Annotated in this window: 26 protein-coding genes; 12 read left to right on the top strand and 14 right to left on the bottom strand. The window is 73.5% G+C overall.

Annotation, left to right across the window (positions count from 1 at the left end; translation table 11 throughout):
* Window positions 1-20 precede the first annotated feature (20 nt).
* Window positions 21-1,787 carry a protein kinase domain-containing protein gene (locus ACQP2F_RS27090; RefSeq protein ID WP_433292092.1) on the top strand — a complete coding sequence of 589 codons (1,767 nt, stop codon included), beginning with the start codon at window positions 21-23 and terminating at the stop codon, window positions 1,785-1,787.
* On the opposite strand, the gene ACQP2F_RS27085 is transcribed toward ACQP2F_RS27090, so the two are convergent.
* Complete coding sequence (locus ACQP2F_RS27085; RefSeq protein WP_433292090.1) at window positions 1,784-2,620, bottom strand: helix-turn-helix transcriptional regulator; 837 nt, start codon at window positions 2,618-2,620, stop codon at window positions 1,784-1,786. The two genes, ACQP2F_RS27090 and ACQP2F_RS27085, sit on opposite strands and share 4 nt — an antisense overlap.
* Before the next feature lie 86 nt (window positions 2,621-2,706).
* Here ACQP2F_RS27085 and ACQP2F_RS27080 point away from each other — a divergent pair, with 86 nt between their 5' ends.
* From ACQP2F_RS27080 to ACQP2F_RS27070, 3 genes are all read left to right on the top strand, one after another.
* Window positions 2,707-3,459, top strand: a complete 753-nt coding sequence (locus tag ACQP2F_RS27080) for an SDR family NAD(P)-dependent oxidoreductase (RefSeq protein ID WP_433292088.1) — start codon at window positions 2,707-2,709, stop codon at window positions 3,457-3,459.
* 200 nt (window positions 3,460-3,659) lie between these two features.
* A complete protein-coding gene (locus tag ACQP2F_RS27075; RefSeq protein ID WP_433292086.1) occupies window positions 3,660-4,829 on the top strand; it encodes a glycoside hydrolase family 16 protein in 1,170 nt (389 codons plus the stop codon).
* A 186-nt stretch (window positions 4,830-5,015) separates the two neighbouring features.
* Entirely contained in the window at window positions 5,016-5,564 is a 549-nt protein-coding gene (locus ACQP2F_RS27070) for a pyridoxamine 5'-phosphate oxidase family protein (protein WP_433292084.1), read from the top strand.
* Here the strand turns inward: ACQP2F_RS27070 and ACQP2F_RS27065 are convergent.
* Entirely contained in the window at window positions 5,551-5,943 is a 393-nt protein-coding gene (locus ACQP2F_RS27065) for a DUF1801 domain-containing protein (RefSeq protein ID WP_433292082.1), read from the bottom strand. The two genes, ACQP2F_RS27070 and ACQP2F_RS27065, sit on opposite strands and share 14 nt — an antisense overlap.
* A gap of 71 nt (window positions 5,944-6,014) precedes the next feature.
* On the opposite strand from ACQP2F_RS27065, the gene ACQP2F_RS27060 reads away from it, so the two are divergent.
* On the top strand, window positions 6,015-6,614 hold the full coding sequence (locus ACQP2F_RS27060; RefSeq protein WP_433292080.1) for a hypothetical protein: 600 nt from the start codon (window positions 6,015-6,017) through the stop codon (window positions 6,612-6,614).
* Between the two features lie 18 nt (window positions 6,615-6,632).
* Here the strand turns inward: ACQP2F_RS27060 and ACQP2F_RS27055 are convergent, their stop codons facing one another.
* The gene (locus ACQP2F_RS27055) at window positions 6,633-6,920 is read right to left on the bottom strand and encodes a TM2 domain-containing protein (RefSeq protein ID WP_433292078.1); all 288 of its coding nucleotides are present in this window, start codon (window positions 6,918-6,920) and stop codon (window positions 6,633-6,635) included.
* A gap of 38 nt (window positions 6,921-6,958) precedes the next feature.
* On the opposite strand from ACQP2F_RS27055, the gene ACQP2F_RS27050 reads away from it, so the two are divergent.
* Complete coding sequence (locus ACQP2F_RS27050; protein ID WP_433292076.1) at window positions 6,959-7,684, top strand: hypothetical protein; 726 nt, start codon at window positions 6,959-6,961, stop codon at window positions 7,682-7,684.
* Window positions 7,685-7,735: 51 nt separating this feature from the next.
* Here ACQP2F_RS27050 and ACQP2F_RS27045 read toward each other — a convergent pair whose 3' ends face one another.
* Genes ACQP2F_RS27045 through ACQP2F_RS27025 form a run of 5 tightly spaced genes read right to left on the bottom strand, consistent with a single transcriptional unit; the run spans window position 7,736 to window position 10,750 of the window.
* Complete coding sequence (locus tag ACQP2F_RS27045) at window positions 7,736-8,182, bottom strand: GyrI-like domain-containing protein (RefSeq protein ID WP_433292074.1); 447 nt, start codon at window positions 8,180-8,182, stop codon at window positions 7,736-7,738.
* A 42-nt stretch (window positions 8,183-8,224) separates the two neighbouring features.
* Window positions 8,225-9,016 (bottom strand): DinB family protein, encoded by a 792-nt coding sequence (locus ACQP2F_RS27040; RefSeq protein ID WP_433292072.1) that lies wholly within the window; start codon window positions 9,014-9,016, stop codon window positions 8,225-8,227.
* Window positions 9,017-9,056: 40 nt separating this feature from the next.
* A complete protein-coding gene (locus tag ACQP2F_RS27035) occupies window positions 9,057-9,404 on the bottom strand; it encodes a VOC family protein (protein ID WP_433292070.1) in 348 nt (115 codons plus the stop codon).
* Window positions 9,401-9,793 carry a YybH family protein gene (locus ACQP2F_RS27030; protein ID WP_433292068.1) on the bottom strand — a complete coding sequence of 131 codons (393 nt, stop codon included), beginning with the start codon at window positions 9,791-9,793 and terminating at the stop codon, window positions 9,401-9,403. The genes ACQP2F_RS27035 and ACQP2F_RS27030 overlap by 4 nt, the downstream gene beginning before the upstream one ends.
* A 9-nt stretch (window positions 9,794-9,802) precedes the next feature.
* Window positions 9,803-10,750 (bottom strand): EamA family transporter, encoded by a 948-nt coding sequence (locus ACQP2F_RS27025; RefSeq protein WP_433292066.1) that lies wholly within the window; start codon window positions 10,748-10,750, stop codon window positions 9,803-9,805.
* Between the two features lie 38 nt (window positions 10,751-10,788).
* Here ACQP2F_RS27025 and ACQP2F_RS27020 point away from each other — a divergent pair, with 38 nt between their 5' ends.
* Window positions 10,789-11,340, top strand: coding sequence for a CGNR zinc finger domain-containing protein (locus tag ACQP2F_RS27020; protein WP_433292064.1), 552 nt, complete (start codon window positions 10,789-10,791; stop codon window positions 11,338-11,340).
* Here ACQP2F_RS27020 and ACQP2F_RS27015 read toward each other — a convergent pair.
* Both ACQP2F_RS27015 and ACQP2F_RS27010 read right to left on the bottom strand, forming a co-directional pair.
* On the bottom strand, window positions 11,330-11,848 hold the full coding sequence (locus ACQP2F_RS27015; protein WP_433292062.1) for an SRPBCC domain-containing protein: 519 nt from the start codon (window positions 11,846-11,848) through the stop codon (window positions 11,330-11,332). The genes ACQP2F_RS27020 and ACQP2F_RS27015 overlap by 11 nt on opposite strands.
* Window positions 11,849-11,915: 67 nt before the next feature.
* Window positions 11,916-12,272: a hypothetical protein gene (locus ACQP2F_RS27010; RefSeq protein WP_433292060.1), complete on the bottom strand. Its 357-nt coding sequence runs from the start codon at window positions 12,270-12,272 to the stop codon at window positions 11,916-11,918.
* A 158-nt stretch (window positions 12,273-12,430) separates the two neighbouring features.
* Here ACQP2F_RS27010 and ACQP2F_RS27005 point away from each other — a divergent pair, with 158 nt between their 5' ends.
* Entirely contained in the window at window positions 12,431-13,060 is a 630-nt protein-coding gene (locus ACQP2F_RS27005; RefSeq protein ID WP_433292058.1) for an RNA polymerase sigma factor, read from the top strand.
* Window positions 13,057-14,121: a hypothetical protein gene (locus ACQP2F_RS27000; RefSeq protein WP_433292056.1), complete on the top strand. Its 1,065-nt coding sequence runs from the start codon at window positions 13,057-13,059 to the stop codon at window positions 14,119-14,121. Before ACQP2F_RS27005 ends, ACQP2F_RS27000 begins: the two co-directional genes overlap by 4 nt.
* A gap of 130 nt (window positions 14,122-14,251) precedes the next feature.
* Here the strand turns inward: ACQP2F_RS27000 and ACQP2F_RS26995 are convergent, their stop codons facing one another.
* A complete protein-coding gene (locus ACQP2F_RS26995; protein WP_433292054.1) occupies window positions 14,252-14,890 on the bottom strand; it encodes a response regulator in 639 nt (212 codons plus the stop codon).
* On the bottom strand, window positions 14,877-16,031 hold the full coding sequence (locus tag ACQP2F_RS26990) for a GAF domain-containing sensor histidine kinase (RefSeq protein WP_433292052.1): 1,155 nt from the start codon (window positions 16,029-16,031) through the stop codon (window positions 14,877-14,879). Before ACQP2F_RS26990 ends, ACQP2F_RS26995 begins: the two co-directional genes overlap by 14 nt.
* A 99-nt stretch (window positions 16,032-16,130) precedes the next feature.
* On the opposite strand from ACQP2F_RS26990, the gene ACQP2F_RS26985 reads away from it, so the two are divergent.
* Complete coding sequence (locus ACQP2F_RS26985; protein ID WP_433292050.1) at window positions 16,131-16,847, top strand: SDR family NAD(P)-dependent oxidoreductase; 717 nt, start codon at window positions 16,131-16,133, stop codon at window positions 16,845-16,847.
* Window positions 16,844-17,911 (top strand): S-adenosylmethionine:tRNA ribosyltransferase-isomerase, encoded by a 1,068-nt coding sequence (locus ACQP2F_RS26980; protein WP_433292048.1) that lies wholly within the window; start codon window positions 16,844-16,846, stop codon window positions 17,909-17,911. Before ACQP2F_RS26985 ends, ACQP2F_RS26980 begins: the two co-directional genes overlap by 4 nt.
* A 13-nt stretch (window positions 17,912-17,924) precedes the next feature.
* On the opposite strand, the gene ACQP2F_RS26975 is transcribed toward ACQP2F_RS26980, so the two are convergent.
* On the bottom strand, window positions 17,925-21,155 hold the full coding sequence (locus ACQP2F_RS26975; protein ID WP_433292046.1) for an AfsR/SARP family transcriptional regulator: 3,231 nt from the start codon (window positions 21,153-21,155) through the stop codon (window positions 17,925-17,927).
* Window positions 21,156-21,212: 57 nt separating this feature from the next.
* Between ACQP2F_RS26975 and ACQP2F_RS26970 the strand changes: the two genes are divergently transcribed.
* A complete protein-coding gene (locus ACQP2F_RS26970; RefSeq protein ID WP_433292044.1) occupies window positions 21,213-21,803 on the top strand; it encodes an SGNH/GDSL hydrolase family protein in 591 nt (196 codons plus the stop codon).
* A gap of 78 nt (window positions 21,804-21,881) precedes the next feature.
* Here ACQP2F_RS26970 and ACQP2F_RS26965 read toward each other — a convergent pair whose 3' ends face one another.
* Window positions 21,882-24,107 carry a tetratricopeptide repeat protein gene (locus tag ACQP2F_RS26965; protein WP_433292042.1) on the bottom strand — a complete coding sequence of 742 codons (2,226 nt, stop codon included), beginning with the start codon at window positions 24,105-24,107 and terminating at the stop codon, window positions 21,882-21,884.
* Window positions 24,108-24,334 lie beyond the last annotated feature (227 nt).

Here is a 24,334-nt window from a genome sequence, read left to right as displayed (position 1 = left end):
TGCCCAGTAGCATGTTGCGGGTGCTGACCACGGGAACCGTGCTGAGCGAGCGCTACAGGCTTACCGAGCGGATCGCCGCCGGCGGGATGGGTGAGGTCTGGCGCGGCACCGACATGCTGCTGCACCGGGGTGTGGCGATCAAGGTGCTGCTGCCGACGCTGATGTCCGACGCCGACTTCATCAACCGGTTCCGCCGCGAGGCGCGGATGATGGCGGCGCTGCGGCACCCGGGAATCGTGCAGGTCTACGACTACGGGGAGAACGCGGTCGTCGGCGGCCGCCGCCTCGACTACCTGGTCATGGAGTTCGTCGACGGCACGCCGCTGTCCAAGCGGATCGAGGCGGCCGGTCGGCTGGGCGTGGCCGAGACCCTCCAGATGGTGGCGCAGGTCGCCGACGCGCTGCAGGTGGCGCACGAGGCCGGCATCGTGCACCGCGACGTCAAACCCTCCAACCTTCTGGTACGCCCGGGGGGCGCCCTCGTCCTCGTCGACTTCGGCGTGGCCCGGTCCGCCACGGCACAGCAGCTGACCAGCACCGGCATGGTCCTGGGCTCGGCCCACTACATGGCGCCCGAGCAGGCCGAGGGCAAGCCGGTCACGCCGGTCACCGACGTCTACGCGCTGGGCGCGGTCGCGTACTGCTGCCTCACCGGCCGCCCGCCCTACGTCGGCGAGCCGCTGCAGGTGCTCACCCAGCTCGTCACCGGCAAGCCGCCGACGCTGCCGGCCGACATCCCGCCGCCGGTCGCCGCCGTGGTGCTGCGCGCCCTCGAGAAGGACCCGGCCCGCCGCTGCCCGAGCGCCGCCGCCCTCGCCGCCGCCGCCCGCGCCGCCCTGCGCACCGGCCCGCCCCCGACCCGCGCCGCCGCCCTTCGCCCGCCCTCCGCCTCGACGGGCTTTCCCCCGGCTGCCGCCGCGTCGCCGGGCTTTGCCTCGCCCGCCGGGGCTCAGCCGGGCTCTTCCTCGGCCGGCGGCGCGCCGCGGCCCGTGTTCGCCTCGGCCTCGGCCCCGGTGTCGCGGCCGCCCGCCTACGCCTCGGCGGCGCCCGTTCCGGCCGCGTTCGTGCCGCCCGCCGCCACCACCCCGCCGGGCGGCATGCCCGCGGCCGGTGGCCGCCGCCGCACCACCACCACGATCGCCGTCGTGGTCGCGGCCGTCTTCGCCATCGTCGTCGGCATCAGCGCCGTCTTCGCCCTGCGCCCGGACCGCAGCGTCGCCCAGACCGAGGGCCAGGACCCCGGCCTCGGCATCGCGAACGGCCCGGCCGACAGCGGTCAGAACCACGCCAAGCCCGGCCCGGCCCGATCGGCGGCCCCGGTCAAGACCAAGCCCAGCCGCGCCGCCACCACCACCGCACCGGCCACCACCGACCCGGCCACCGACCCGGCCGCCGGCGCCAGCGCCGAGCCGAGCGGGTCCGCGTCGTCCGGGTCCGCGCCCGCCACCAACCCGCAGACGCCCAAGGCCGTCTGCGGCAGCGAGTTCGCGGTCATCGACCAGGCCCCGCTGAAGTCGGCCGGTGTCGTGCGCGGCCGGGTCTACCTGATGTACAACGCGGCCACCGGCAAGAACTGCACCGTCGCCCTCAAGGCCACCGACCTCGGCCAGGCGACCGCCGCCTCCGCCTACCTCGAGGTGCAGGGCCAGCCCCGGGTCACCGACGCCGGCGCCTTCGAGTACTACGCCGGCCCGGTCAAGGCCAAGGCCGACGGCGTCTGCGTGAAGTGGGGCGGCACGATCGGCGACGCCTCCTACGACAGCGACTTCGAGCACTGCGCCTCTTAGCCGGCGACGTCCAGCCGCTGGGTGCCGATCACCGCGAGCAGGCGCAGCGCTTCCTCGGACGGTGAGCCGGGGACGGCGGTGTAGACGACCAGCCGCTGGTCACGGTCGGCGATGTCGAGGACGTCGCAGTTGACGGTGACCGGCCCGACCATCGGGTGCTGGAAGGTCTTGCGCAGCGTCGGCTCGGCGGCTACCTCGTGCGACGCCCACAGCTCCCGGAAGTGGGCGCTCCCCGCGCGCAGGTCGCGGACCAGCTCGGCCAGCTCGGGATCGCCGGGGTACCGGGCCACGGTCGCCCGGAGGCGATAGGCGGCGCTTCGGGCGAACTCGGCGGCGTCGGACACCCCGTACAGGTGCGGTCCGAGGAAGACGCGGCGCACGAGGTTGCGCTCGCGGCGGGGGACCGCCGAGAAGTCCTCCATCAGCGCCGCCGCCAGGTCGTTCCAGGCCAGCACCTCGAAGCCGGCCGAGATCACCGTGGCCGCCGCGCTCGGGAGGCGCTGGATCAGGTCGAGGATGCTCGGCCGGACCTCCCGGGACGGGCCTCGTGGCGGCGCGGCCGGCTCGCCCGCCAGGTGGTGCAGGTGCTCGCGCTCGGCGTCGGTCAGCCGCAGCGCACGGGCCAGGCCGGCCAGCACTTCGCGCGACGGCCGGGGACCGCGGGCCTGTTCGAGCCGGGTGTAGTACTCGGTGGAGATGTGCGCGAGCCGGGCCGCCTCCTCGCGGCGCAGCCCGGGAGTGCGGCGGCGGACACCGGCCGGCAGCCCGGCGTCGGCCGGGGTGATCCGCTCGCGCCGGCTGCGCAGGAAGTGCGCGAGTTCCCGTCGATCCACGTGCCCAGTGTGCGCGCACCTGATCGGCTCATCCAGGTACCACCGATGCCTGCCTGGGCCCGGCGCGGCCGGCGCAGGCTGGCCGCATGACACTTCTGCTCGAGGACAAGGTCGCGTTCGTCAGCGGGGCGGGCCGGGGGATCGGGGCGGCGGCGGCCCGGCTGTTCGCCCGGGAAGGCGCGCGGGTGGTGCTGGCCGCGCGCACCGAGGACCAACTGCGGGCCGTGACCGCGGAGATCGGCGAGGCCGCCTCCTACGTCGTATGCGACCTCGGCGACCCGGAGAGCGTACGGGCGGCGGTCGCGGAGACGGTGCGGCGGCACGGCCGGCTCGACGTGGCCTTCAACAACGGCGCGACGATCTCGCCGCCGGGACCGATCGACCGGGTGACGCTTACCGATTTCGATCGGCTCTACGAGGTCAACCTTCGCGGCGTGTGGCTGGCCATGACGGAGCAGGTCGCCGCCATCCGGGCGACGGCGGGCGCGGGCGCGGTGGTCAACATCTCCAGCGTCGGCAGCCTGACCGGAAACCCGGCGCTGCCCGCCTACGGTGCGATGAAACGGGCGGTCAACAGCATCACCGAATCGGCGGCCATTACGTACGGGCCGGAGAACATCCGCATCAATGCCATCGCGCCGGGCAACACGCGTACGGAAATGATCGCCGAGTGGGAGTCGCACACACCCGGATTGGTCGATCGCCTCGTCGCGCAGACGCCGCTCGGCCGCCAGGCCGACCCCGAGGAGATCGCCGAGGCCGCCGCGTGGCTGCTCAGCGACCGTGCGTCCTTCGTCACCGGCGTGATCCTCCGAGTCGACGGCGGCGCCCGCGCCTGACCGTCCGCCTGCTGGCGCAAGGCGGGGCGCGCCGGAAACGGTGGCCTAAGGCGCCGTTAAGAACCGCGAAAGCCATTCCACGAAATGACGTAACGCTTTTTCCCGGACGTTGCAGATCTTGGAAAAACGGTGTTCCGGGTTGCCGGTCGCGTGGGCGCGGTGGCTAGCTTTGCGGCGGCCACCGAAGCGTCAGGAGCGACATGTCCGAGCAGTTCCACCGGGGTTCGCCCGGTGACGATTCCGGAGCCGGCGCCGGCGGCCGGCACGCCGCGCCGATGTCGCGGCTGGTGATCGCCGGTGCCGCGGTGGCCGTCGTCGTGGTGCTGGTGGGAGCGGTGACCGCTTTTGCGGCCGCTCGCCAGGGCCGCGACGCGAACCCGGGCCGCTCACTCGCCGCCGCGAAGCCCGGCGCCGCGACCGCGCCGTCACCCGGGCCGGCGACGAAGCCCGCCGGCGGCGGCACGCCGACCGGCGGGGCGAAGTCCGCGACCGCATCGGCCACGGCCACGTCTTCTTCACAAGCGGGTGCGAAAGCGCCGACGCGATCGGCGACGGCCGCCGCGAAGCCGGGCGGTTTCAAGACCACCTTCTACGACTCGTTCGACGGGGCGGCCGGCACCGGCCTGGACACCTCGAAGTACCGCTACGACACCGGCCCGGGCAGCAAGTTCGGCACCGGCGAGATCGAGACGATGACCGACAGCACCCGCAACGTCTTCCACGACGGCCGCGGCCACCTGGTGCTGCGGGCCCTGCACAGCGGTTCCGACCCGGCGAGCGGCTGGACCTCCGGGCGCTTCGAGACGAACTCGTCGTCGTTCGGCGCGGCCAAGGGCGGTGTCGTGCGGATGGAAGCTTCCATCCGGCAGCCGAACGTGACCCGGACCAACGGCGCCGGTTACTGGCCCGCCTTCTGGATGCTCGGCAACGGCTTGCGCAACGGCGGCACCTGGCCGGCGATCGGCGAGGTCGACATCCTCGAGGACATCAACGGCCGGTCGTCGGTCTTCGGCACGCTGCACTGCGGCACCAACCCCGGCGGTCCGTGCGGCGAGTCGACCGGCATTGGCAGCGGGGAGCATTCCTGCGGCGGGTGCCAGACGGGCTTTCACACGTATGCGGTGGAGATCGACCGCTCGCAGACGCCCGAGCGGATCCGGTGGTTCCTGGACGGCAGCAACTACTTCACGCTGAAGCAGGACCGGGTCGACGCCGCGACCTGGCGCAACGCCGTCGACCATCCGTTCTTCATCATCTTCGACCTGGCCATCGGCGGCGGCTTCCCGTCCGCGTTCGGCGGCGGACCGAACGCGCAAACCGTCTCAGGTGGTGAGATGACGATCGACTACCTGGCGGTCTACAACCGGTGACTTGTCACTCGATAGGGTGACGACGTGAACGATCCTCGACATCGGCCGCACCGGGCGGATGCTGGGCGAACGCCCGTCAGCAGGGGCGATTCAACGCGATCAATGCAAGTTGCAACGCTATGCGGTCATGAAGTCACTCAGTGAAACTGTCGCGCACGGGGTCCCGGCGGTGGCAGGAGGGGCATCATGCACGACGGTGAGCGAGAGCTTCAGGACCGGCTCGGCACGCGGCACAGGGCGGACGGCTTCTACGCGCGGCAGGTGCTGTCCCATCTCAACGACGCGATGCGCGACTTCATCGGGCGGCAGGAGATGATGTTCCTGGCCACCGCGGACGCTTCCGGCGGCTGCGACAACACGTTCCGGGCCGGGCCGCCCGGCTTCGTGCGCGTGCTCGACCAGGAGCACCTGAGCTGGCCCGAGCTGCCCGGCAACGGGGTGATGGCGAGCCTCGGCAACATCACCAGAAACCCGCACGTCGGCATCCTGTTCATCGACTTCGGTGCGACCGTCGGCCTGCACGTGAACGGCACCGCCGAGATCGTCGAGGACCCGGACGAGCAGATCGGCACACCGGCCGGGCAGCGGGCGCGGCTCTGGGTCGTCACCCGGGTGCACGAGGCGTACATCCACTGCACCAAGCGCATCCCGCGGATGGTGAAGGCCCCGCGCGAGGGCAGCTGCAAGATGAGCGAGTACTTCATCCCGGCCCCGGCCAGGGTCACCGCGACTTGATCGCGCGCCACCCGCCGGCCTCGTTGTTGGCGGCGATCTCCCGCAGCATCGCGGTCAGCGCCGCGCGCGGGATCTCGTCGCCGGCCCGGAACGCCACGGTCCGGGCGGTGCTGTTGCCGTGGCCGCCGGTGATGATGCCGTCCGGGTCGGGCACGATCGCGCCGTCGTACAGGAACAGGTTGAGGTGATCCTTGGCGCCGAGAAACGCGCACACGTTCCCGTGGTGGACGAAGTACGGGCGTACGGTGCGCTTGATCGTCTCCTCGATCGCCGGGATCGCCGCGTGGATGAGATCGCGCAGGTCCGCGCCGAGCCGCGCCTGCCACTCGGGCAGCGTGGCGAGGTACGCGTCGACACCGGGGTGCTTCGGATAGGTCATGCCTGGTCTGACCGCCGGGGGAGGGGGAAGTCATCGGTTTGATGTCGCTCGGGGCGGGGAACGCGCCGCGAATGGTGACCGCTCCGCTTCCGGTGCTGTGGGCGATGCGTCCGGTCGAGTCGGCACGGGTGAACATTCTGCGCCGGGACGGCGTCACCGTGGTCGACATCCAGCACGCGCCGCTGCGCGGGGTGACGCCGTCGATGATCAGCTGGTGGTTCCGGCACCTGGCCGGCGACATGACCTACGCCGGCACCACCTGCTCGCGGTTTCTGGTCTGGCACCCGCTGGACCACCTCGGCTGCGAGGTCGACGGCACCCGCCTGCACCTGACCGAGGCCCTGCAGCGCGACCCGGGCAACGCGCTCGACCTCCGCGTCGAGATCACCGAGATGCACGAGAACCGCGCCGTCATCGCCAAAGAGGTGGCCGGCACGTCGCTGGTGCGGATGGTCAACGAGTTCACGTCCTCGCCGCTCGGCGCCCGTTTCGCGACCACCATGACGATCGGCGACGACTCCCTGCTCGGCCGCGTCGCGCTGAACCAGCTGGCCCACCGGCGGGCCGGGCTGCGGATCCGGCCGTGGATCCGCCACCACATCGAGGAGATCGGCAACCTGGAGAACTTCCTGCCCGGCCTGATCGCCGACAAGATGTCGCAGGAGCCGTAGGCGCGATGGACCGTTCGGTCAGGACGACGCGTCGACTATGCCGTAGCGGGCCATGATCGCCGCTCGGCGGGCCCGGTTCACCGTGCGGACGCGCCGGCCCACGAAGAACAGATCGGCCAGCGTCCACACGCCCAGCCCGCCGAGCGTGAACAGCATCGCGATCGAGCGGCCGGTGTCGCCCAGGTAGAAGCGGTGACCGCCGAAAATCCCCAGAACCAGCCAGATCCCGTACGCCACCCGGGCGTCCTTCTTCACCGAGTCGTACTCGGACTCGGCCCGCAGGACCCGGTACCGCAACTCGTCCACCGGGCCACGATAGTGCGCGCCGCCGCTATCTTGTGCGCATGGCCACCGCTGCCGCCGTCGTGCTGCTCCTCGGTGCGTGCCTGGTCGGCGTGACCGGCATCTTCGCCCTGATCAGCGTCGGCAACCTGCGTCGCGCGCGGTTGCTGCGCCGCACCCCGCCGGCCCCGATCGCCTCCTGGCGGCCCGGCCGCGTCGCCGTCGAGGGCCGCACTCAGGCCGGTCCGTCCGGGCTGCAGGTCGGTCCGCTCAGCGCGGCGGAGTGCGCCTGGTTCCGCGTGGACGCCACCTGCGAGCGCTCCGGCGACAGCGACCGCGACCTCACCTGGCACGCCGAGGGCCCCCGCACGCCCGGCCACCCCACCCTGGTCGACGCGACGGGCCGCACGGTGCCGATCGAGCCCGGCGTCTTCGCCGGGGCCACCCCGGCGACCGAGACGACCACGCTCGAATACACCCACAAACGCGCGAGCAGCCCGCCGCCGTGGATCCCCGAGGCGATGTCCGGCCGTCTGAAGAGGGGCGACCGGGTCACCGTACGGGAAACCCGCCTTCCGCCTGGCCTTCCGGTCTTCGCGCTGGCCCACCTGGAGAACGGCGTCCTGACCCGCCGTGGCCGCACGGTCTTCACCACCGGCGGCTGGGCCGACGTCATCCGCGAGACCGAGGCCGACCTGCGCCTGATGACCGTCACCATCCCGCTGTTCTTCCTCGGCGGCATCGCCCTCTCCGGCGGCGCCCTGGCCGTCCTGCTCGCCGCGGCCTAGGTGTTCTGTCCACGGACCGCGCCTCGCACTCGCGTGATCCACGGACAGTCCCTAGCCCGCCAGCAGGTGACAGACCTCGATCTCGGGTTGCGCCGGCGCCTCCCGATGCGGCCCGTAGACCTCCCACCGCGGCCCGGCCCGGCGCAGCCCCCGATCGTCGCACCAGGCCACGACGTCCTCGTGGGCCGACCAGAGCGCCGAGTACGGTCCGCTGTGGACGGTCCGCGCCACCCGTCCAGCCGGCAGCTCCGACCGCACCACGTCCCCGCTGAGCCGAACCGGCCGCGTCAGCAGCACGCCCACCTCCACGTGCGGCACGTCGTCGAGGTAGAGCATGACGTTCGGAAAGCCGCGGCTCACCCCCTCGGCCCGCAGGCACGCCCAGACCTGGTCGAGCAGATCGCCCCAGATGCCCCCGAACTGGGCCCAGGTCGTCGCCGCCCGCACGACCGCCGTCGGGCGAGCTTCGACCTCCGCCACCGCCACCTCGTGCGCCATGCCCCGCAGCCTAGGGCGGTTGCCGATCCGGCGCCGACCCGCTCACCGCGCCGCGAGTGCGTCGAGGTCTCGGGTCGCGTAGCGGTGGTGGGCCCACTCCTCGCCGAGCACGTGCAGCAGGACGTTGCGTACTCGGTAGGCGTTGCTTTCAGGCCAGCCGTCCACCTGGTTCGGCTCCGTCCGGGCGTCCAGCGTCTCGTCGGTCAGCGCGTCGATCAGGTCGCGGGCCGCGGCTATTCGGTCGTCCCGCAGCTTCAGGACGGTGTCGAGCGACGGGCGTGCCTCGCGGTCGCGGGTCAGGCCGGGTGGGAGGGCGCGGTCGGGGTCGGGGTCGTCCCACGGCAGGCCCAGCGGGTCGAACGGCGCCGGCTCGCCGCGGAGCGTGCGGGCGATCCAGCCGTCGTGGACCAGCACCAGGTGGCGCAGCGTCTCGATGAAGGACCACTCGCCGTTGACCGACTCGTGCAGCAGGGCGGGGTCGAGCCGGCGCGCCCGGGCCACCGTGCCGGCCCAGAGCCGCTCGACCGTCGCCCACGCCTCGCGGAAGCCGGCGGCGTCGGACGGCCGCATCGCCGCCCGCTCGGGATGGCGCCGGTCGAGCTCCGCCTCCACGAGCGGCCCGACCTCGACCCCGTTGACCGTGAGGTTGCCGACCTCGCCCCAGATCTCGACGTCGTCGAACTCCACGCCGGTCATGCGGACCCTCGACGCCTCGATGATGTGCAGGCGGGTGCCGTCGAACCGGCAGCCGAGGAACGACGCGTCGTCGAATCGGGAGAGCTGGAAGCGGGCGCGCGACAGGTCGGCTCGCAGAAAGGCGGTGGCATCGCTCATGGCCGGGACCCTAGCGGCACCCACCGACATTTTCCGGCGATCAAGACGGGGCCGGTCCGCCACCGAAGCCGATCTCGTTGCCGTCCGGGTCGGCGTACGTCGTCTTGCGCACCCCGTTGTCGTACGTCTCCTCCTTGGCCGGGGTGATTCCCCGCCCGGAGATCGCCGCGATCCGCTCGTCGAAGTCGTCGACGAAGAGGGTGTGCATCGCGTACCCGGCCTTGGTGGGTGCGTGCTCGACGTAGAGGTAGCGGTGCGGCGCGATCTCCCAGACCGCTTCGACGTCATTCGGGAAGAAGGCCGGCGGGCCGCCCAGCAGCGCCGAATACCATTCCACGGCCTCCTGGAAGTCGCCGACCGGAACACCGGCGAACAGGTCGACGCTCACGTGAACTCCACCGCGAGCATGGTGATCAGGCCGCCGGAGCGCCGGATCGTCATGGTTCCGGTGCCGCCCTTCGACCACTCGAAGTCGGTAATTTCGGAAATGTCCGAAGAGGCGGGTGCGGAAGGCGGGCCGGGCGGGCCGGGGGGAGAAGCGGGAGCCGGGGCGCCGAGGGTGGGTTCCGCCTCCTCGGCGGGCACGAAGCGCGACCCGAGCGCCCGCATGGTGTCGGACGGGGGCGAGGCCTGGTATGCCGCCAGGATCGCCTCCCGCCCCTGGAACGACGGGCCCGGCTTGAAAGTCATCACGGCCTCGGGGTGGAACAGCGCCGCGAAGGACGCCCAATCTCCACTGCGGACGGCGGCGTTGAAGAGCTCGACGTGCGAGGTCATGCCCCGACCTTAGGCGATCTCGCGGTCACCCAGCCGGACCGCGACCACGCCGCCGATGATGAGCAGGCCGCCGGCCAGCTGCATGACGCCGGGCAGCTGCGACACCAGGAGCCAGGCGAACAGCACCGCCGCGACCACCTCGAGCAGCGCCACGAACGACGCCACGCGGGAGCCGAGCCGGCGGCTGGCCGCGATGCCGGTCGCGTACGGCACGGCCGCCGTGACCAGGCCGAGCAGCAGCAACGGCACCCACCACGCCGGCGAGCCCAGCGCGTAGTGCGCGGCGGCCGTGGAGGCGTGCATCGGCAGCAGGCCGACCGCGGCGAGCAGGGCCAGCGACAGCGCACCCACGAACAGACCGGACCCGGCCAGGGCCATCGGCGGCAGGCCGCTGTCGGTGTCGGCCGAGATCAGGAAGTACGCGGTCGCGCCGATCATCGCGCCCAGCGCCCAGGCCACGCCCGACCATGCCAAGTCGGCGCCGGAGACCAGGTCGAGCACGAGCACCAGGCCGGCGGCGGCGACGACCGCACCGAGCACGGTCAGCGGCCGGGGACGCTGGCCGCGGCGCAGCCAGAGCCAGGCCACCACCGCGGCCGGCGCCGTGTACTCGATGAGCAGGGCGGGCGCGACGTCCATCATGGCGACCGCCGAGAAGTAGCAGAACTGGGCGCCGGCCACGGCCAGAATGCCGTACAGCAGGACCTGGGTGACCTGGCGGCGCAGCAGATGCCACCGGCCGCGCAGGGCGCGGAGAGCGAAGGGCGCCAGCGCGAGCGCCGCGATCGCGATGCGGCCGAGCACGATCGCCCCGGGACTCCACCCGGTGGTCAGCAGGCCGGTCGCCAGCGGGCCGGAGAGGCCGAACGTCGTGGCGGAGACGATGGCGAGAGCCAGGCCGCTGCCGAGACCGGGCGCTGCCGAGAGAGCGGGTCTGTCATTGGCTAACTGGGTCATGACTAATGACGCTAGGAAAATTGCGGTAAGATGTCAACATGCTCTTAGCCCATGACACGGAGGCCTCGCTGCAGGCCGCCGTCGAGCTGGTCAACAGCGGCGAAGATCCGGACACGCTGCTGACCACCGAGCAGGTCGACGCCTGGTACGCCCGGCACCGCTACACGGGCCGCCGTGATCGGGACGCCGGCGAGCTGGGCGAGCTGCGCGCCGTACGCCCCGTGCTCCGCGCCCTGCTCACCGCCGACCGCGACACCGCCGCCGAGATGATCAACCGGATGCTCGCGGACGCCAGGGCCGTGCCCCGGCTGATGCGCCACGACGGCATCGACTGGCACATCCACGCCGTGGCCGCCGACGCGCCCCTGGTGCAGCGCGTGCTGGTGGAGACCGCGATGGCGATGGCCGACCTGGTTCGAGGCGACGAGATGTCGCGATTGGCGGTGTGTGCCGACGACACCTGCGACGGCGTCGTCCTCGACCTGACGCGCAACCGCTCGCGCCGATTCTGCAGCACCGCCTGCGCCAACCGGGTGGCCGTCGCCGCGTACCGGAAGAGGGTGCGAGAGCGGCCCGGGGCTAGCCGGTGACCGGGACGCTCTCGTAGGCCGGGACCAGCTCGCCCATCCGCGCATCGGCGTCGCAGCGTCCGCCGCCGGCGAGGTACGCGGCGAGGTCCTCGATGTGGATCTGCAGCCCGGCCGCGAAGACGGCGAGCCACTCGAGCGGAAGCCCGCGCTGCTCGACGACGAGAACCGTCCCACCCTCGTCGCCCGTCAGCGAGACGTCGATGACCTGCTCGTGGGCGGCGTGCGCGCCCTTGGCCACCACCCTGAACCGCCGCGGCGGATCGCAGGCCGCGACCCGCCCGGTGGCTTCCGCCCCGCTGGAGAAGAAGCGGGAGCGGTACCCGCCACCGGGCCGGAGGTCACCGTCGACCTCACCGAGCCAGCTCGCCAGGCGACCGGGCTCGGTGAGCGCCGCCCACAGCTCGTCGACGCCGGCGCCGAGGCGGCGCTCGATGCGGACGATCCCCTTGCCGTCCGCCGCGCGCAGGCTGCCGAGAGCCTGCGGGTCCTGCTGCCGGCTGCCGGTCATCGGGTGCCCTCCGGTCGTGTGCACCGTCCATGCGCGGTGCGACAGCCGATGATAGAGCGGCCGGCGATCAGGGCGCGTAGAGCAGAACGTTCACGAGGTTGCCGCCGAACGGGTCACCGTTGGCCAGCACCCAGACCTTCTTGTCGTTGAGCAGCGCATCCCGCGCGATGGCGAACGCCCACTCCGGCCACGTCGACGCGTACCCGCCGCCGTTGTCGATGTTGAACTGGACCCATGTGCTGTTGGCCGACGTGCGGCCGGCCAGGACGATGCGGCCGATGTTGGATGTGATCGCGTTCTCGGCGGCGATGCGGGAGAGCGGGTGCTCGCGCAGCCCGATGCCGGTATCGGGGATGCTGACCTCGTCGAGCGCCGTCTCCACCATCGCGGTGATCTTGACCAGGTCCTCGGTTGGTGCTCTCATGGCTGACCTCCTTGGCAGTCGTGCGGCCATCGTCAGCCCGGCGGGGCGCGGGTGTCAGCGCGTCTGTCCTTGACTCGACCCGGGCCGGTGGGCGTCAACCATCGCCATACCTGGAAATCGTCTGTCACGATGCGGGCCATGCCGGACATGGGGTGGACGTGAACTTCGAGCAGCGGTTCCGGCTGATCTACGCCGAAAACTTCGAAGCCCTCCTGGCGTACGCGATGCGGCGCGTCGCCCAGCCGGCCGATGCCGCCGACGTCGTGGCCGAGGCGTTCCTGGTCGCCTGGCGACGCTGCGCCGAGATCCCACCCGAGAGCGAGGCGAGACTTTGGCTGTACGGCGTGGCCCGGCACGTTCTCGCCAACCACCACCGGGGCGGGGTCCGTCGGGAACGGCTCGGCCTGCGGCTGCGCCAGCGTCTGTCGGCGGTCGTGCCCGACCCCGGCCGTGAGGTGCCGGAGCGGCTCGCGCTGACGCAGGCGCTGGCCCGGCTCGGCGGTCTCGACCGCGAGGTCCTGCAGCTCACGGTGTGGGAGGGGCTCGAGCCGCGGGAGGCGGCCGCGGTGCTCGAGGTCAGCCCGGCCGTGGTCCGCACCCGGTTGTCCCGGGCCCGGGCGCGTTTGCGTGAGCTCATCGGTGACGATCCGGCCGCGCCCGGACATGTGCTCGACGTCCTGACCGAACCCGGATCTGGAGCGGCACCCGCATCCGCGTCCGCACCCAGATCCGCACCCGCATCCGCATCCGCGCCCGCATCCGCACCCGCACCCGAGGAGGGGCGATGACCACCGACGACGAGCTCGACCGGATGGTTCACGACGCCGACCCGTACCAACCGGGCGTTGCTCTCCACGGCGATGCTCTGCGCGGGGCGCGGGAGAGCCTTCTCGAGGAGATCATGTCTGCCGACCGTGTCGTGACGCCCTGGCGCCGCCGCCTGCTCACGGCGGTGGCCGCGGCCGCCGCCGTCACCGGGGTGCTCGCCGTCTCGGTCGCCGTCAGCCACCGCTCCGGTGGCCAGGCGACCGCCACGCCCCCCACCTCGTCCGCCACTCCCTCCTACGACGCCGGCACCTGGAACGACCTCGTGCTGCGGGCCGCCGAGCAGAACCCGCGCCTGCTCATCGACGAGCCGGGCTGGAAGGTCACCTCGGTCTACGGCTTCGTCGAGGCCGACGGCGAGATCACCTTCACGAACGGCGACCGCGGGCTGGAGATGAACTGGTACCCCGCCCGCGAGTACCAGGGTTACTACGAGGACCGGCTGGACGTCAGCGCCCCCCAGCCCGGCAAGGTCGACGGCTGGCCGGGCGACGTCTTCACGTACAGCGCGGACGACTTCGCCATTATGCTGCGCCCCCGCGACGACGTCTTCGCCGAGCTCCGCACCCGCGGCAAGTGGACCCGGGCGACGTTCGGCGAGGTGCTGACCCACATCAAGCGCGTCGACGTGAAGACGTGGCTGGCCGCCCTGCCGCCCGAGATCGTCACTCCCGGCAAGGCCAAGGAGGCGACGGCCAAGGTCCTGGCCGGCGTCCCGCTGCCGCCGAGGTTCGACGCCGACGCGCTGACCGGGGTGGGCACGAACGACCCGTACCAGTTCGGCGCCCAGGTGATGGCCCGGGTCGGCTGCGGCTGGATCGACGAGTGGCTGCGCGCCCGCAAGGCCGGCGACGAGGTGGCGGCCCGCCAGGCCGTGACCGCCATGTCCGGCAGCCACGGCTGGAAGATCCTCAACGACATGAGCGCCGAGGGCGGCTATCCCGAGGTGTTCTGGCAGTACGCCGACGAGATGGCCGCCGGCAACCAGCCCGACGGCTACCGCGAGGGCTTGGGCTGCCCCTAGGTCCGGGGGTCGCGTGCGGGCCGCCGGTTCGGTGGCCCGCACGCGGTGTTCCCGCCGCGCCCGCACCGCCCGGCGCCGGCCCTTCTCCGCCCGGCGCTCACCCCGGCCGGCCTCTCCCCGGCGGCAGGCCTCAGTCCGACAGGCCCGAGCGAACCGCGTAGAGCGCCGCCTGCGTGCGGTCGGCCAGGCCGAGCTTGAGCAAGATGCTCGACACGTGCGTCTTGACCGTCTTCTCCGCCACCAGCAACGCCCGGGCGATCTCGCGATTCGACCTGCCCTCGGCCACCAGCGTCAGCACGTCCCGCTCCCGTGCCGTCAGGGCCGACGGCGGCGCGCCGGTCAGCGTGGCCACCGCGTCCGGCTCCAGCAGCAGATGACCGGCCGCCACCGACCGGACCGCGGCCACCAGCGCCTCCGGGTCGACGTCCTTGGACAGATAGCCCCGCGCCCCGGCCCGGATCGCCGGGAGCAGCCGATCGGTGAAGCTGGTGACCACCAGCACCCGGCACGCCAGCCCCCGCCGCCGGAGCTCCTGCAGGACCTCGACCCCGTCCATCCCCGGCAGCGCCATGTCGAGCAGCACCACGTCGGGCTCGGTCTCGGCGATCAGATCGAGCGCGGCCGCCCCGTCCGCGGCCTCGCCGGCGACCTCGAGGCCGTCCGCCAGCTCGAGGAAGGTGCGCAGCCCTCGCCGTACGGCCGGATGGTCGTCGACGATGAGCACCCGGACCGTCCTCGCCTGCATGTCAACCGGGTCAACCGGGCTCACCGGGCACCTCCAACCGCACCACCGTGCCGGCTCCGGGCGTCGACCGGACCGTCGCGCCGCCCCGGACCGAGTGGGCCCGTTCCCGCAACGAGCGCAGGCCGAGGCTGCGACCGGCGCGCACGACCGCTCCGACGTCGAAGCCCGCACCGTCGTCGGTCACCTCGAGCACCGCACCGGTGTCTCCTGCCCGGGACAGGCTGACCTCGATCGTCGCGGCCTTCGCGTGCCGGACCGCGTTGTGCAGCGCCTCCTGCGCCACCCGGAGCACCACCGTCTGCTGGGCCGCGGGCAACACGGGCGGATCATGCTCGCGGTAACGCACCCGGGGACCGTCGGCTCCGCCGTACGCCCGGTCCAGGATTTGCGCCTGTTTTCGCAGCACCGAAGGCAGGCCGTCCTCCGCGAGGCGGGCCGGCCTCAGCTCCAGCACCGCGGCGTGCAGCTCGTCGGCCGCCTCCCGGGCCAGGGTCGTCACCTCGGCCAGGTGGTCGCGCGCCGCCGCCGGATCGCGATCGATCAGCAGGCCGGCCGCCTGGGCCGTGAGCCGCAACCCGAACAACCGCTGCGCCACCGCGTCGTGCAGGTCGTGCGCGATGCGGGCGCGCTCCTCGGCGATGGTGAGCTCGCGGTTGCGCGCGTAGAGCCGGGCGTGGGTCAGGGCGATCGCGGCATGCGCGGCCAGCACGCCGACCAGCTCCTCGTCGGCGCTCGTGAAGCCGCCCTCCTTGTTGGCCAGGTAGAGGGCGCCGAGGATCTCGTCGCCGCTGACGACCGGCACGCCCAGGAACGCCTCGAGCACCGGATGGGCGGCCGGCCACCACGCGAAGCGCGGGTCGGCCCGGATGTCGGGCACGCGCTGGGCGGTCGGCTCGCGCAGCATCACGGCCAGGAAACCGTGCTGCCGCGGCAGCGGGCCGATCGCCGCGCGCACCTCGTCGCTGACCCCGGCCACCACGAACTCGGCGAACGAGCCGTCATCGTCGGGCACGCCGAGGGCCGCATACTCCGCGCCCACCAGCTCGCGGGCGGTGTCGACGATCGTCTGCAGCACCTCGGGCACGGTGAGCTGGTCGCTGACCGCGAGCACGGCCGCGGACAGCCGACGCGCGGTGCGGAGCTCGTCACGGCCCGGGGTTGTCATCGGCCCACCATAGAGCGGCCGGGCCCGGCTGACATCAGACCTGGGTCTTAAGACCACGGTCCGATGCGGAAGGCGTACGCGGCGCGGCAGAGTCGTGGCATGACAACGCCGAAGCAGCAGGTAGCAGTGATCACCGGTGCCTCTCGCGGGCTGGGCCTGGCCCTCGCCGAGGGGCTGGCGCACGACGGTTGGCGCCTCGTGGTCAACGCGCGCACGGGGCCCGATCTCGACGCCGCCGCCGGCCGTCTGAGACGCCTGACCACGGTGACGGCGATCGCCGGTGACGTGGTCGACGACGATCATCGGGCCGAGCTCGCGGCCGCGGCCGACCGGCTGGGCGGCGCCGACCTGCTGGTCAACAACGCGTCCACACTCGGCGGCAGTCCACCGCCCACGCTGGCGTCCTTCCCGCTGCCCGCGCTGCTCGACACCTTCGAGGTCAACGTGCTGGCGCCGATCGCGCTGACCCAGCTTCTCCTGCCGCAGCTGCGCGTGTCGGCGGCTGGGGCGGTGCTCAACGTGAGCTCGGATGCGGCCGTCGAGGCGTACGCGGGATGGGGTGGTTATGGCGCCGCCAAGGCCGCTCTCGATCATGCGAGTCGCGTGCTGGCCCTCGAGGAGACCGGCGTGCGCGTGTGGGCGGTCGACCCCGGTGACCTGCGCACCCGGTTGCAGCAGGAGGCGTTCCCGGGCGAGGACATCTCCGATCGCCCGCTGCCCGGGACCGTCGTGCCGCACCTGCTCGGCCTGCTGAGAGACCGCCCGCCGTCGGGCCGCTATGTCGCGTCCGCGCTGGTCCCGGTGGGGGCGCGATGACGGCGACCCTCGACTTCCACCTTCCGGACGAGCTCGCGGCGAGGGAGCCGGCCGAGGCACACGGTCAAAAGCGTGATGAGGTACGCCTGTTGCTGAGCCGGGGCGCGTCGGTGAGCCACCATCGGTTCCGCGAGCTGCCGCGCCTGCTCGACGCCGGTGACCTCGTCGTGGTGAACAACTCGGCCACGCTGCCGGCCGCCCTCGACGCCCGCCTCGACGACGGGACGCGGCTGGTCGTGCACGTCTCGACCGAACGCGCCGACGGCACGTGGCTGGTCGAGCCGCGGCGGCCGGTCGCGGGCACCACCGTACCGTTCCCGCTCGGCGGAGGGGACGGCCTCCATGACGGCGACCGTGACCGTGGTCCCGGGCGGCCCGGCCTGCGGCTGCACGTCGACGGGGGCGTGCTGACGCTGCTGAGGCCGTACACGGCCCGGCTGTGGTCGGCGCGGGCCGACGTGCCCGGCCCGATGACCGCCTATCTGGCCGGGCACGGGCGGCCGATCCGATATTCGTACACGGACCGCGACTGGCCGCTCGAGACATATCAGAACGCCTACGCCACCGAGCCGGGCAGCGCCGAGATGCCGAGCGCCGGCCGTCCGCTGACCGGCCGGGTGCTGGCCGAGCTGGCCGGCCGCGGTGTTCTCGTCGCGCCGGTCACGCTGCACACCGGGGTGGCCTCGGCCGAGGTGGACGAGCCGCCGTACCCGGAATGGTTCGCCGTGCCGGAGACGACCGCGCGGCTGATCGGATCGGTGCGCGCGGCCGGCGGGCGGGTCATCGCGGTCGGCACCACCGTCGTGCGGGCGCTCGAGTCCGCAGTGGACGCGGGCGGGCAGGTGCGTGCCGCGAGCGGGTGGACCGACCTGGTGATCGGTCCCGAACGGCGGGTGCGGGCGGTCGACGGGCTGCTGACCGGACTGCACGAACCACGGGCGTCACACCTGCGGATGCTCACGGCGATCGCGGGAGAGGAGGCGCTGCGCGTGGCCTACGACGAGGCGTTGCGGGGGCGGTACCTGTGGCACGAGTTCGGTGACGTGCATCTGCTGCTGCCTTGATGCCCGTTCCCGCTCAGTGGTCGGCGCTTCCGGCCGCTCTCGCCGTGACCTCCCGATGGTGGTCGAGGAGGACCGCGAGGCTCGCCTCCACCTCGGCCGCCTCGAAGGCGTCGATGCGGCGAAGGGTGTCGAGGGCCGTGCGGAGCTGCGCGATGGCCTGCCTGCGGTGGCCGCTCGCGGCGAAGCAGGCGCCGAAGCCGGCCAGGGCCAAACCGCGGTCGAACGGGCTGGGAACCGCCGCGGCCAGACCCAGGGCCTCGCGGTGGTCGTCCATGGCGCGGTCGAGGTCGCCCTGAAGGCGGTGGAGGGTGCCGAGCTCGTTGAGGGCCCAGGCTTCGCCGCTGCGGTTGTGGATCTCGCGGTTCAGCCGGAGGGACTCGGCGAGGGCGGTGGCGGCGGCGGGCAGGTCGCCGGCTCGGCGCAGGGCCGAGCCGAGGTAGAGAAGGGCGGTGGATTGGCCTACGGGGTGGTCGAGGCGGCGGTGGCTGTCGAGGGCGGCGCGCAGTGTCCGAATGGCCGTCGGGTAGTCGCCGGTGCCGGCGTCCACGCGGCCGAGGTCGTTGCGGGTCAGGGCCGCGCCGAGGCGGGCGTCGAGGCGGCGGTAGCGGGACAGCGCCTCGGTCAGCAGCGCGCGGGCCTCGGTGAAATCACCGACCCGTCCATGGGCGATGCCGAGGATGCGGAGGGCGTAGGCCTCACCGGGTTCGTCGGCGAGCGTGCGGTAGCGGTCGAGGGCTTCCCGGAGCACGTCCTGGGCGCCGTGGAAGTCGGAGGTCATGCCGCGGGCGACACCGAGCTCGACCAGGGCGCCGGCCTCGCCCGGGCCGTCGTCCAGGGCGCGGTAGACGTCCACGGCACGGGCCAGGAGCGGCATCGCCTCGGTGTAGCCGGCGGCGCGGCAGAGCGCCTTCGCGAGCACCGTGAGGGCGTTCGCCTCGCCCAGGAGGCTGCCCTGCGCGCGGTAGGCGGCGAGCGCCTCGCGGGCGTCGCGGGCCGCGCCGGGGTAGTCGCCGGTGAGGCGCCGCATCGTGGCCAGGTCGACGAGGGCGTGGGGGCGGGCGGTGCCGGTCGCGAGCGCGGCGGCGGCCTGGTGGTGGGCGCGGGCTTCGTGCCATGGGCCGTCGCGGCGCAGCAGCTCGGCCAGGCCGGCGGTGAGGGCGACGATGCGCTGGGGCTCGCGCGTGGCGGCGAGGCAGGCGAGGAGGTTGCCGCGCTCGGCGCGTAGCCAGGCCAGCGCCTCCGCCGGCCCGGCGCCGAAGGGAGGGAACGACGACGCGACGGCATCGGCCGGGACGGCGGGTGGCGGGGCGGGGGCGTCGGCCGGGACGGTGGACGGCGCGAGTGTGCGGGCGGAGGTGGACTCGGGCTGGGCGGGGTGCCCAGACGGGGCGGGGCGGCGCTGGCGGGCGAGGGCGGCGTTCGCGGTGGTCGCGTGGGCGACGTAGAAGTCGAGCAGGCGGGTTCGGGCGGCCGGCTCGGGGCGGGCCAGCGAGCGGGCGTAGCTGCGGATCAGGTCGTGCATGGTGTAGCGGTGGCGGGCCGTCTCGATGAGGAGGCTGTCGGAGTGGAGGGCGTCCAGGGCGGACCGGGCGGCCGGCGCCGGGATGCCGGCCAGGGCGGCGGTGGCCGACGGTTCGAGCTCGGTGCCGGGGTGATGCGCCAGCAGGCGGAAGAAGCGCTGGTGAGCCGCGGGCAGGTGACGGTAGGAGAGGTCGAACGCGGCGGCGATGCTGGTCTGTTCGGCGGTGGTGGAGAGGAGGCGTTCCCGGGTCTCGCGCAGCAGGTCGGCCGTCGTCCAGCCGGGGTGGCGGTGCAGCAGCCGGGCCAGTAGCGCCACCGCCAGCGGGAGGTGGCCGCACGCGGTGACCAGGGCGGTCGGGTCGCCGACGTCGGCAGGGGCGAGGCGGCGGAACATCTCGCCCGCGTCGTGGACGGGAAGCACGTCCAGTGAGGTGGGAACGGCGCCGGACGGGAGGTCGCCCAGGAAGCGGCGGCTGGTGATCAGGACGAGGCAGCCCTCGGCGGCGGGAAGCAGCGGGGCGACCTGCGGACTGGCGGCGGCGTTGTCCAGGACGGTCAGGGTGCGGCGGCCGGACTGGCGGGCGCGCCAGAGGGCGGCGCGAGCCTCCACTCCGGACGGCAGGCGGCGCGGGTCGAGGCCGTCGGCGGCCAGCAGGGTGGCCAGGACGTCGGCGGGGTCGGCCGGCGAGCGGCCGGTGGTGTGGCCGTGCAGGTTGACGAAGAACTGGCCGTCCGGAAAGGCCGTGCGCAGGCGGTGGGCCACGTGGATGACCAGGGCGGTCTTGCCTACGCCGGGCATGCCGGAGACGGACCGGACCCCGGGGCCGGAATGCAGGAGGCGGGCGATCTCGGTGCGCCGGCCCACGAACGGGCCGGTGTCGGCGGGCAGCGAACTGGGCGCGGCGGGGTGGGAAGCGGAGTTCGGGGCGGCCGGACGCGAAGGGGCGTCGGGCGGGGCTGCGCGCGAAAGGGCAGCGGGCGCGGTGGGGTGCGGGAGGGTGGGGTCCAGGAGGTTGGCGTCCAGGAGGGTGGGGTGCAGGAGGGTGCGGTGCACGGCCTGTAGCTCGGGGCCGGGCTCGGTGCCCAGCTCGCGCACGAGGTGGCGGCGGACGGTGGCCCAGTGGTCCAGGGCCTCGGCGGTTCGGCCGGATCGGTGCAGGGCCGAGAGGTAGAGCGCGGCCAGGGGCTCGGCCAGAGGATGCTCGTCCAGCAGGGGGCGCAGGCGGTCGATCACCGGCGCGGGGTCGGTGGTGGCGCGGGCCCAGGCGAGGGTCACGTTCAGGCGGCGCTGGTCGAGGCGGGCGCGGGTTCGGGTCACCCACTCGCCGGAGAGGTCGGCCAGCGGCGGGGCCGGCCACAGCGCGAGGGCCGCGTCGAGGTCGCCGGACGTGACCAGGTGCTCGAAGTGGTGCAGGTCGATGCAAAGCGGGTCGACGTCGAGGGCATAACCGCCGTTGCGGCGCGACAGAGAAACGGCCGGAGCGGAAGAGCCGCCGGAAGCGAGGGCTCGGCGCAGACGGGCCACATAGGTGTAGATCACGCCGCGGGCGTCGGCGGGCGGGGCCGAATCCCACACCCGGTCGATCAGCGTGGCGAGCGGGACCGGGCGGCCGGCCTCGAGGGCGAGCACGGCCAGGACCGTACGCTGTCGCGGCGGGCCGAGCCGCACGTCGCAGCCGTCGACGCGCAGCTCCATCGGTCCCAGCAGGCGCAAGCGGACCACCTACCGCACTCTACGAGGTGTCAGAAATCCTCAAGACCGGTCGCCTACGGTCCGGACATGAACTCTGACCAGGCACGATGGCGCCGCGTCGCGGTGCTGGGGGACAGCATCGCCGTGCATCGGGGTGAACCCGTCGACGGCTATCCGACACAGACCTGGGCCGAGCGGGTCGCGCTCGTGCTCGCACCGGACGAATACCTGAATCTCGGCGTCCCGGGGGCGCGGGCGGCGGAGATCCGAGCGGGGCAGCTCGCGGCCGCGCTGGCGTTCCGGCCCGAGCTGGCGATCGTCGCGGCCGGGGCGAACGATGCGGCCCGGCGGGATTTCCGGCCGGGCGCGGTGGCCGAGGAGCTGTCCATGATGCTCGATCGGCTGACCGACGCGGGCGCGGTGGTGGTGACCTTCGGATGCTTCGATCTGTCGGCCACGCTCGGCCCGGAGGTGGCGGCACGGCTGCGCGAGCTCGGCGAGCTCACCGAGCGCCTCACGCGGAAGCACGGCGGCGTGCACATCGACTTCTCCGGGCATCCGGCCACGCGGGAGGGCCTGGTCGGCGCCGACGGGCTGCACATCAACGCGCGGGGACACGCCATGGTCGCGGCCATGGTGCTCGATGCCATCAAAGGGGTCGTACGCTCGCCGCGGTGACCGCCGCAAGCAGGCTCGAGGACTCGGCCGGCCCGGGGCGGCGGCCGGGAGACAGGCGGGGCGGCCGGCCGGGGACGCTCAGCCGGCCTGGGAGGCGGGCGGCCGCGCGCCGAGCTTGGCGCGCACCTCGTCGGCGTCGGGATGGTCGATCTCGGTCAGGATGTCCAGCGACTGGCGCCATGCGTCGCGCGCCGGGCGGGCGCGGCCCTGGCCGTGCTCGGCGTCGCCCAGGTGGTTGAGGACGATCGCCTCGTACTGGCGGTCGCGCTCGGCCCGGAACGCGGCCAGCGAGCGCCGGTAGCAGTCCGCGGCCTCGTCGAAGCGGCCCAGGTGGAAGCAGGCCATGCCGACGCTGTCCCAGGAATGGCCGGCGCCCATCCGGTTGCCGGCCTTCTCGTGCACCTCGACCGCGCGCCGGCAATGGTCCAGGGCCCGCTCGTGGTCGCCCATCGTGAGGTAGCACCAGCCGAGGTTGTTGGTGGCCCGGGCCTCGCCGACCGGGTCGCCGGCCCGGCGGTACAGCGACATGGCGGTGTGGGCGGAGGCGATGGCGCCGTCGTAGTCGTCGAGGCGGCGGGCGACGATGCCCAGGTTGAGGTGCACCTTCGCCATGCCGCCGAGGTCGCCCAGCCGTTCGTAGAGGGCGAGCGACCGGGTCAGATGCTCGCGGGCGTTGCCGAGATCGCCGAGGTCGCTGTACGCGTACCCGACGTTGTAATGGCTGATCGCCTGGAACAGCGGGTCGCCGGCCCGGGCCGCGGCCGCCGCCGCGCGCAGCTGCCAGCCGATCCAGTTCCGCTTGTCCCAGCGGCGCTCGTGGTAGGTCAGCACCGCCCAGGCCAGCCACCACACGTAGGTGTCCAGCCCGGACTCCTCGGCCCGGTCGCAGGCCGCCCGCAGGGTCTGCTGCTCGGCCGCGAACCAGGCCATCGCCGCCGCCCGGTCGCCGAAGGACTCCAGGGTCACGCCCGCCGCGTAGGCCACCGGGGTGTCCAGGCCGCGGTCGGGCTTGAGCAGCCGGTCGGCCCGGAGCGCCGTGTGCAGGTAGTAGTCGAGGACGCGCCCGACGGCATCACCCGCTTCCGGGGAAGCTAGGTCCCGGGCGTACTCGCGGAGCAGGTCGTGGCAGCCGAACCGGCCCGGCTGCGGCTCGGCGAGCAGGTTGGCCGCCACCAGCTCGGCCACCAGCGGCCGGATCGCCGCCGGGGCGATGCCGGCCAGGGCGGCCAGCGCCCCGGCCCCGGAGACCGGGCTCGGGTGCACGCCGAGCAGGCGGAACAGCCGCGAGGCGGGGGGCGAGAGCCTCCGGTACGACCAGGAGAACACCGCCCGCACGTCGGTGGCCGGGTCGGGGCCGGCGAGCACGTCGAGCCGGGTCTCGCGCAGCTCGGCCGCGATCGCGTGCAGCGAGAAGGCGGGATGGGCCGCGGCCCGGGCGGCCACGATGGCCAGCGCCAGCGGCAGCCGGGCGCACGCCTTGACGATCTCGTCGGCCGCCTGCGGCTCGGCCCGCACCCGGTCGGCGCCGATCCGCCGGGCCAGCAGCGACCGGGCGCCCTCGGCGGTCAGCACGTCGAGCAGCAGCAGCTGGGCGCCGTCGGTCACGGACAGGCCGGCGAGGCGGTCCCGGCTGGTCACCACGACCACGCAGCCGGGCACGCCGGGCAGCAGCGGCCGCACCTGCTCGGCGTCGCCGGCGTTGTCGAGCAGGATCAGCATCCGGCGGCCGGCCAGCGCGCTGCGGTAGAGGGCGGCCCGGGCCGCGAGATCGGCCGGGATGCGCTGCGGCGGCACGCCGAGCCCGTCCAGGAAGCCGCGCAGCGCGTCGCTGGGCGACAGCGGCGGCCCGCTCGGCCCGAAGCCGCGCAGGTTCACGTAGAGCTGCCCGTCCGGGAAGCGGTCACGCACCCGGTGCGCCCACCGCACGGCCAGCGCGGTCTTGCCGACCCCGGCCGTCCCCGAGACGGCCGAGATGATCACCCCGCGGCCGGCCGCTCCGGCCGCCAGCGCGTCGAGGTGGGCCAGCTCGCGGTCGCGGCCGGTGAACCCGGCCGGGTCGAGCGGGAGCTGCGCCGGCGGGATGTCGTCGCCGCCGACCGTCCCGGCGCCGAGGAACTCCTCCCGGGAGTCGCCGGACAGGGCGAACGCGTCGGCCAGCACCCGCAGCGTGAACAGCCGGGGGGCGGCCACCCGGCCGGCCTCCCACTTGCCGATGCTGCGCACGCTGACGCCCGCCCGCTCGGCCAGTTCCTCCTGGGTGAGGCCGAGGCGGCGGCGGTGCGCGCGAACCAGTTCGCCGAACACGTAACGATGGTGGCAAATGCGCGCACGTCCGCGATAGCAAGGGTCCGACAGCAAAGTGCCGATGAAGTTCCGGTTCATGTCCTGGTTTGTGACGGCACAAAACGGCATCGTGGACGTACGCCGGGAGCGGTGCCGCGCTGAGTCAGAGGGGGAGACTCGGCGGGGGCCGCTGCCGGGGTGGACCACCCGAACGGGGTGCGCCGATCGTGTGCCCGGCGAGGACGAAA

Origin of the sequence: Actinoplanes sp. CA-030573, assembly GCF_050951115.1 — a bacterium.
In the GTDB taxonomy this organism is placed as follows: Bacteria; Actinomycetota; Actinomycetes; order Mycobacteriales; family Micromonosporaceae; genus Actinoplanes.
Note: the sequence above shows the minus strand (reverse complement) of the source record. Positions and strands in the feature narration are given on the sequence as shown.

What these genes read in the sequence shown, in the direction of transcription:
- ACQP2F_RS27000 (WP_433292056.1), top strand. Translation starts at nt 13,057, where the DNA reads ATGACCACCGACGACGAGCTCGACCGGATGGTTCACGACGCCGACCCG.
- ACQP2F_RS27065 (WP_433292082.1), bottom strand. Translation starts at nt 5,943, where the DNA reads ATGACCTATCCGAAGCACCCCGGTGTCGACGCGTACCTCGCCACGCTG.
- ACQP2F_RS27010 (WP_433292060.1), bottom strand. Translation starts at nt 12,272, where the DNA reads ATGAGAGCACCAACCGAGGACCTGGTCAAGATCACCGCGATGGTGGAG.
- ACQP2F_RS27015 (WP_433292062.1), bottom strand. Translation starts at nt 11,848, where the DNA reads ATGACCGGCAGCCGGCAGCAGGACCCGCAGGCTCTCGGCAGCCTGCGC.
- ACQP2F_RS26970 (WP_433292044.1), top strand. Translation starts at nt 21,213, where the DNA reads ATGAACTCTGACCAGGCACGATGGCGCCGCGTCGCGGTGCTGGGGGAC.
- ACQP2F_RS27075 (WP_433292086.1), top strand. Translation starts at nt 3,660, where the DNA reads ATGTCCGAGCAGTTCCACCGGGGTTCGCCCGGTGACGATTCCGGAGCC.
- ACQP2F_RS27030 (WP_433292068.1), bottom strand. Translation starts at nt 9,793, where the DNA reads ATGACCTCGCACGTCGAGCTCTTCAACGCCGCCGTCCGCAGTGGAGAT.
- ACQP2F_RS26985 (WP_433292050.1), top strand. Translation starts at nt 16,131, where the DNA reads ATGACAACGCCGAAGCAGCAGGTAGCAGTGATCACCGGTGCCTCTCGC.
- ACQP2F_RS27050 (WP_433292076.1), top strand. Translation starts at nt 6,959, where the DNA reads ATGGCCACCGCTGCCGCCGTCGTGCTGCTCCTCGGTGCGTGCCTGGTC.
- ACQP2F_RS26990 (WP_433292052.1), bottom strand. Translation starts at nt 16,031, where the DNA reads ATGACAACCCCGGGCCGTGACGAGCTCCGCACCGCGCGTCGGCTGTCC.
- ACQP2F_RS27080 (WP_433292088.1), top strand. Translation starts at nt 2,707, where the DNA reads ATGACACTTCTGCTCGAGGACAAGGTCGCGTTCGTCAGCGGGGCGGGC.
- ACQP2F_RS27025 (WP_433292066.1), bottom strand. Translation starts at nt 10,750, where the DNA reads ATGACCCAGTTAGCCAATGACAGACCCGCTCTCTCGGCAGCGCCCGGT.
- ACQP2F_RS27045 (WP_433292074.1), bottom strand. Translation starts at nt 8,182, where the DNA reads ATGGCGCACGAGGTGGCGGTGGCGGAGGTCGAAGCTCGCCCGACGGCG.
- ACQP2F_RS27020 (WP_433292064.1), top strand. Translation starts at nt 10,789, where the DNA reads ATGCTCTTAGCCCATGACACGGAGGCCTCGCTGCAGGCCGCCGTCGAG.
- ACQP2F_RS27040 (WP_433292072.1), bottom strand. Translation starts at nt 9,016, where the DNA reads ATGAGCGATGCCACCGCCTTTCTGCGAGCCGACCTGTCGCGCGCCCGC.
- ACQP2F_RS27060 (WP_433292080.1), top strand. Translation starts at nt 6,015, where the DNA reads ATGGTGACCGCTCCGCTTCCGGTGCTGTGGGCGATGCGTCCGGTCGAG.
- ACQP2F_RS26980 (WP_433292048.1), top strand. Translation starts at nt 16,844, where the DNA reads ATGACGGCGACCCTCGACTTCCACCTTCCGGACGAGCTCGCGGCGAGG.
- ACQP2F_RS27070 (WP_433292084.1), top strand. Translation starts at nt 5,016, where the DNA reads ATGCACGACGGTGAGCGAGAGCTTCAGGACCGGCTCGGCACGCGGCAC.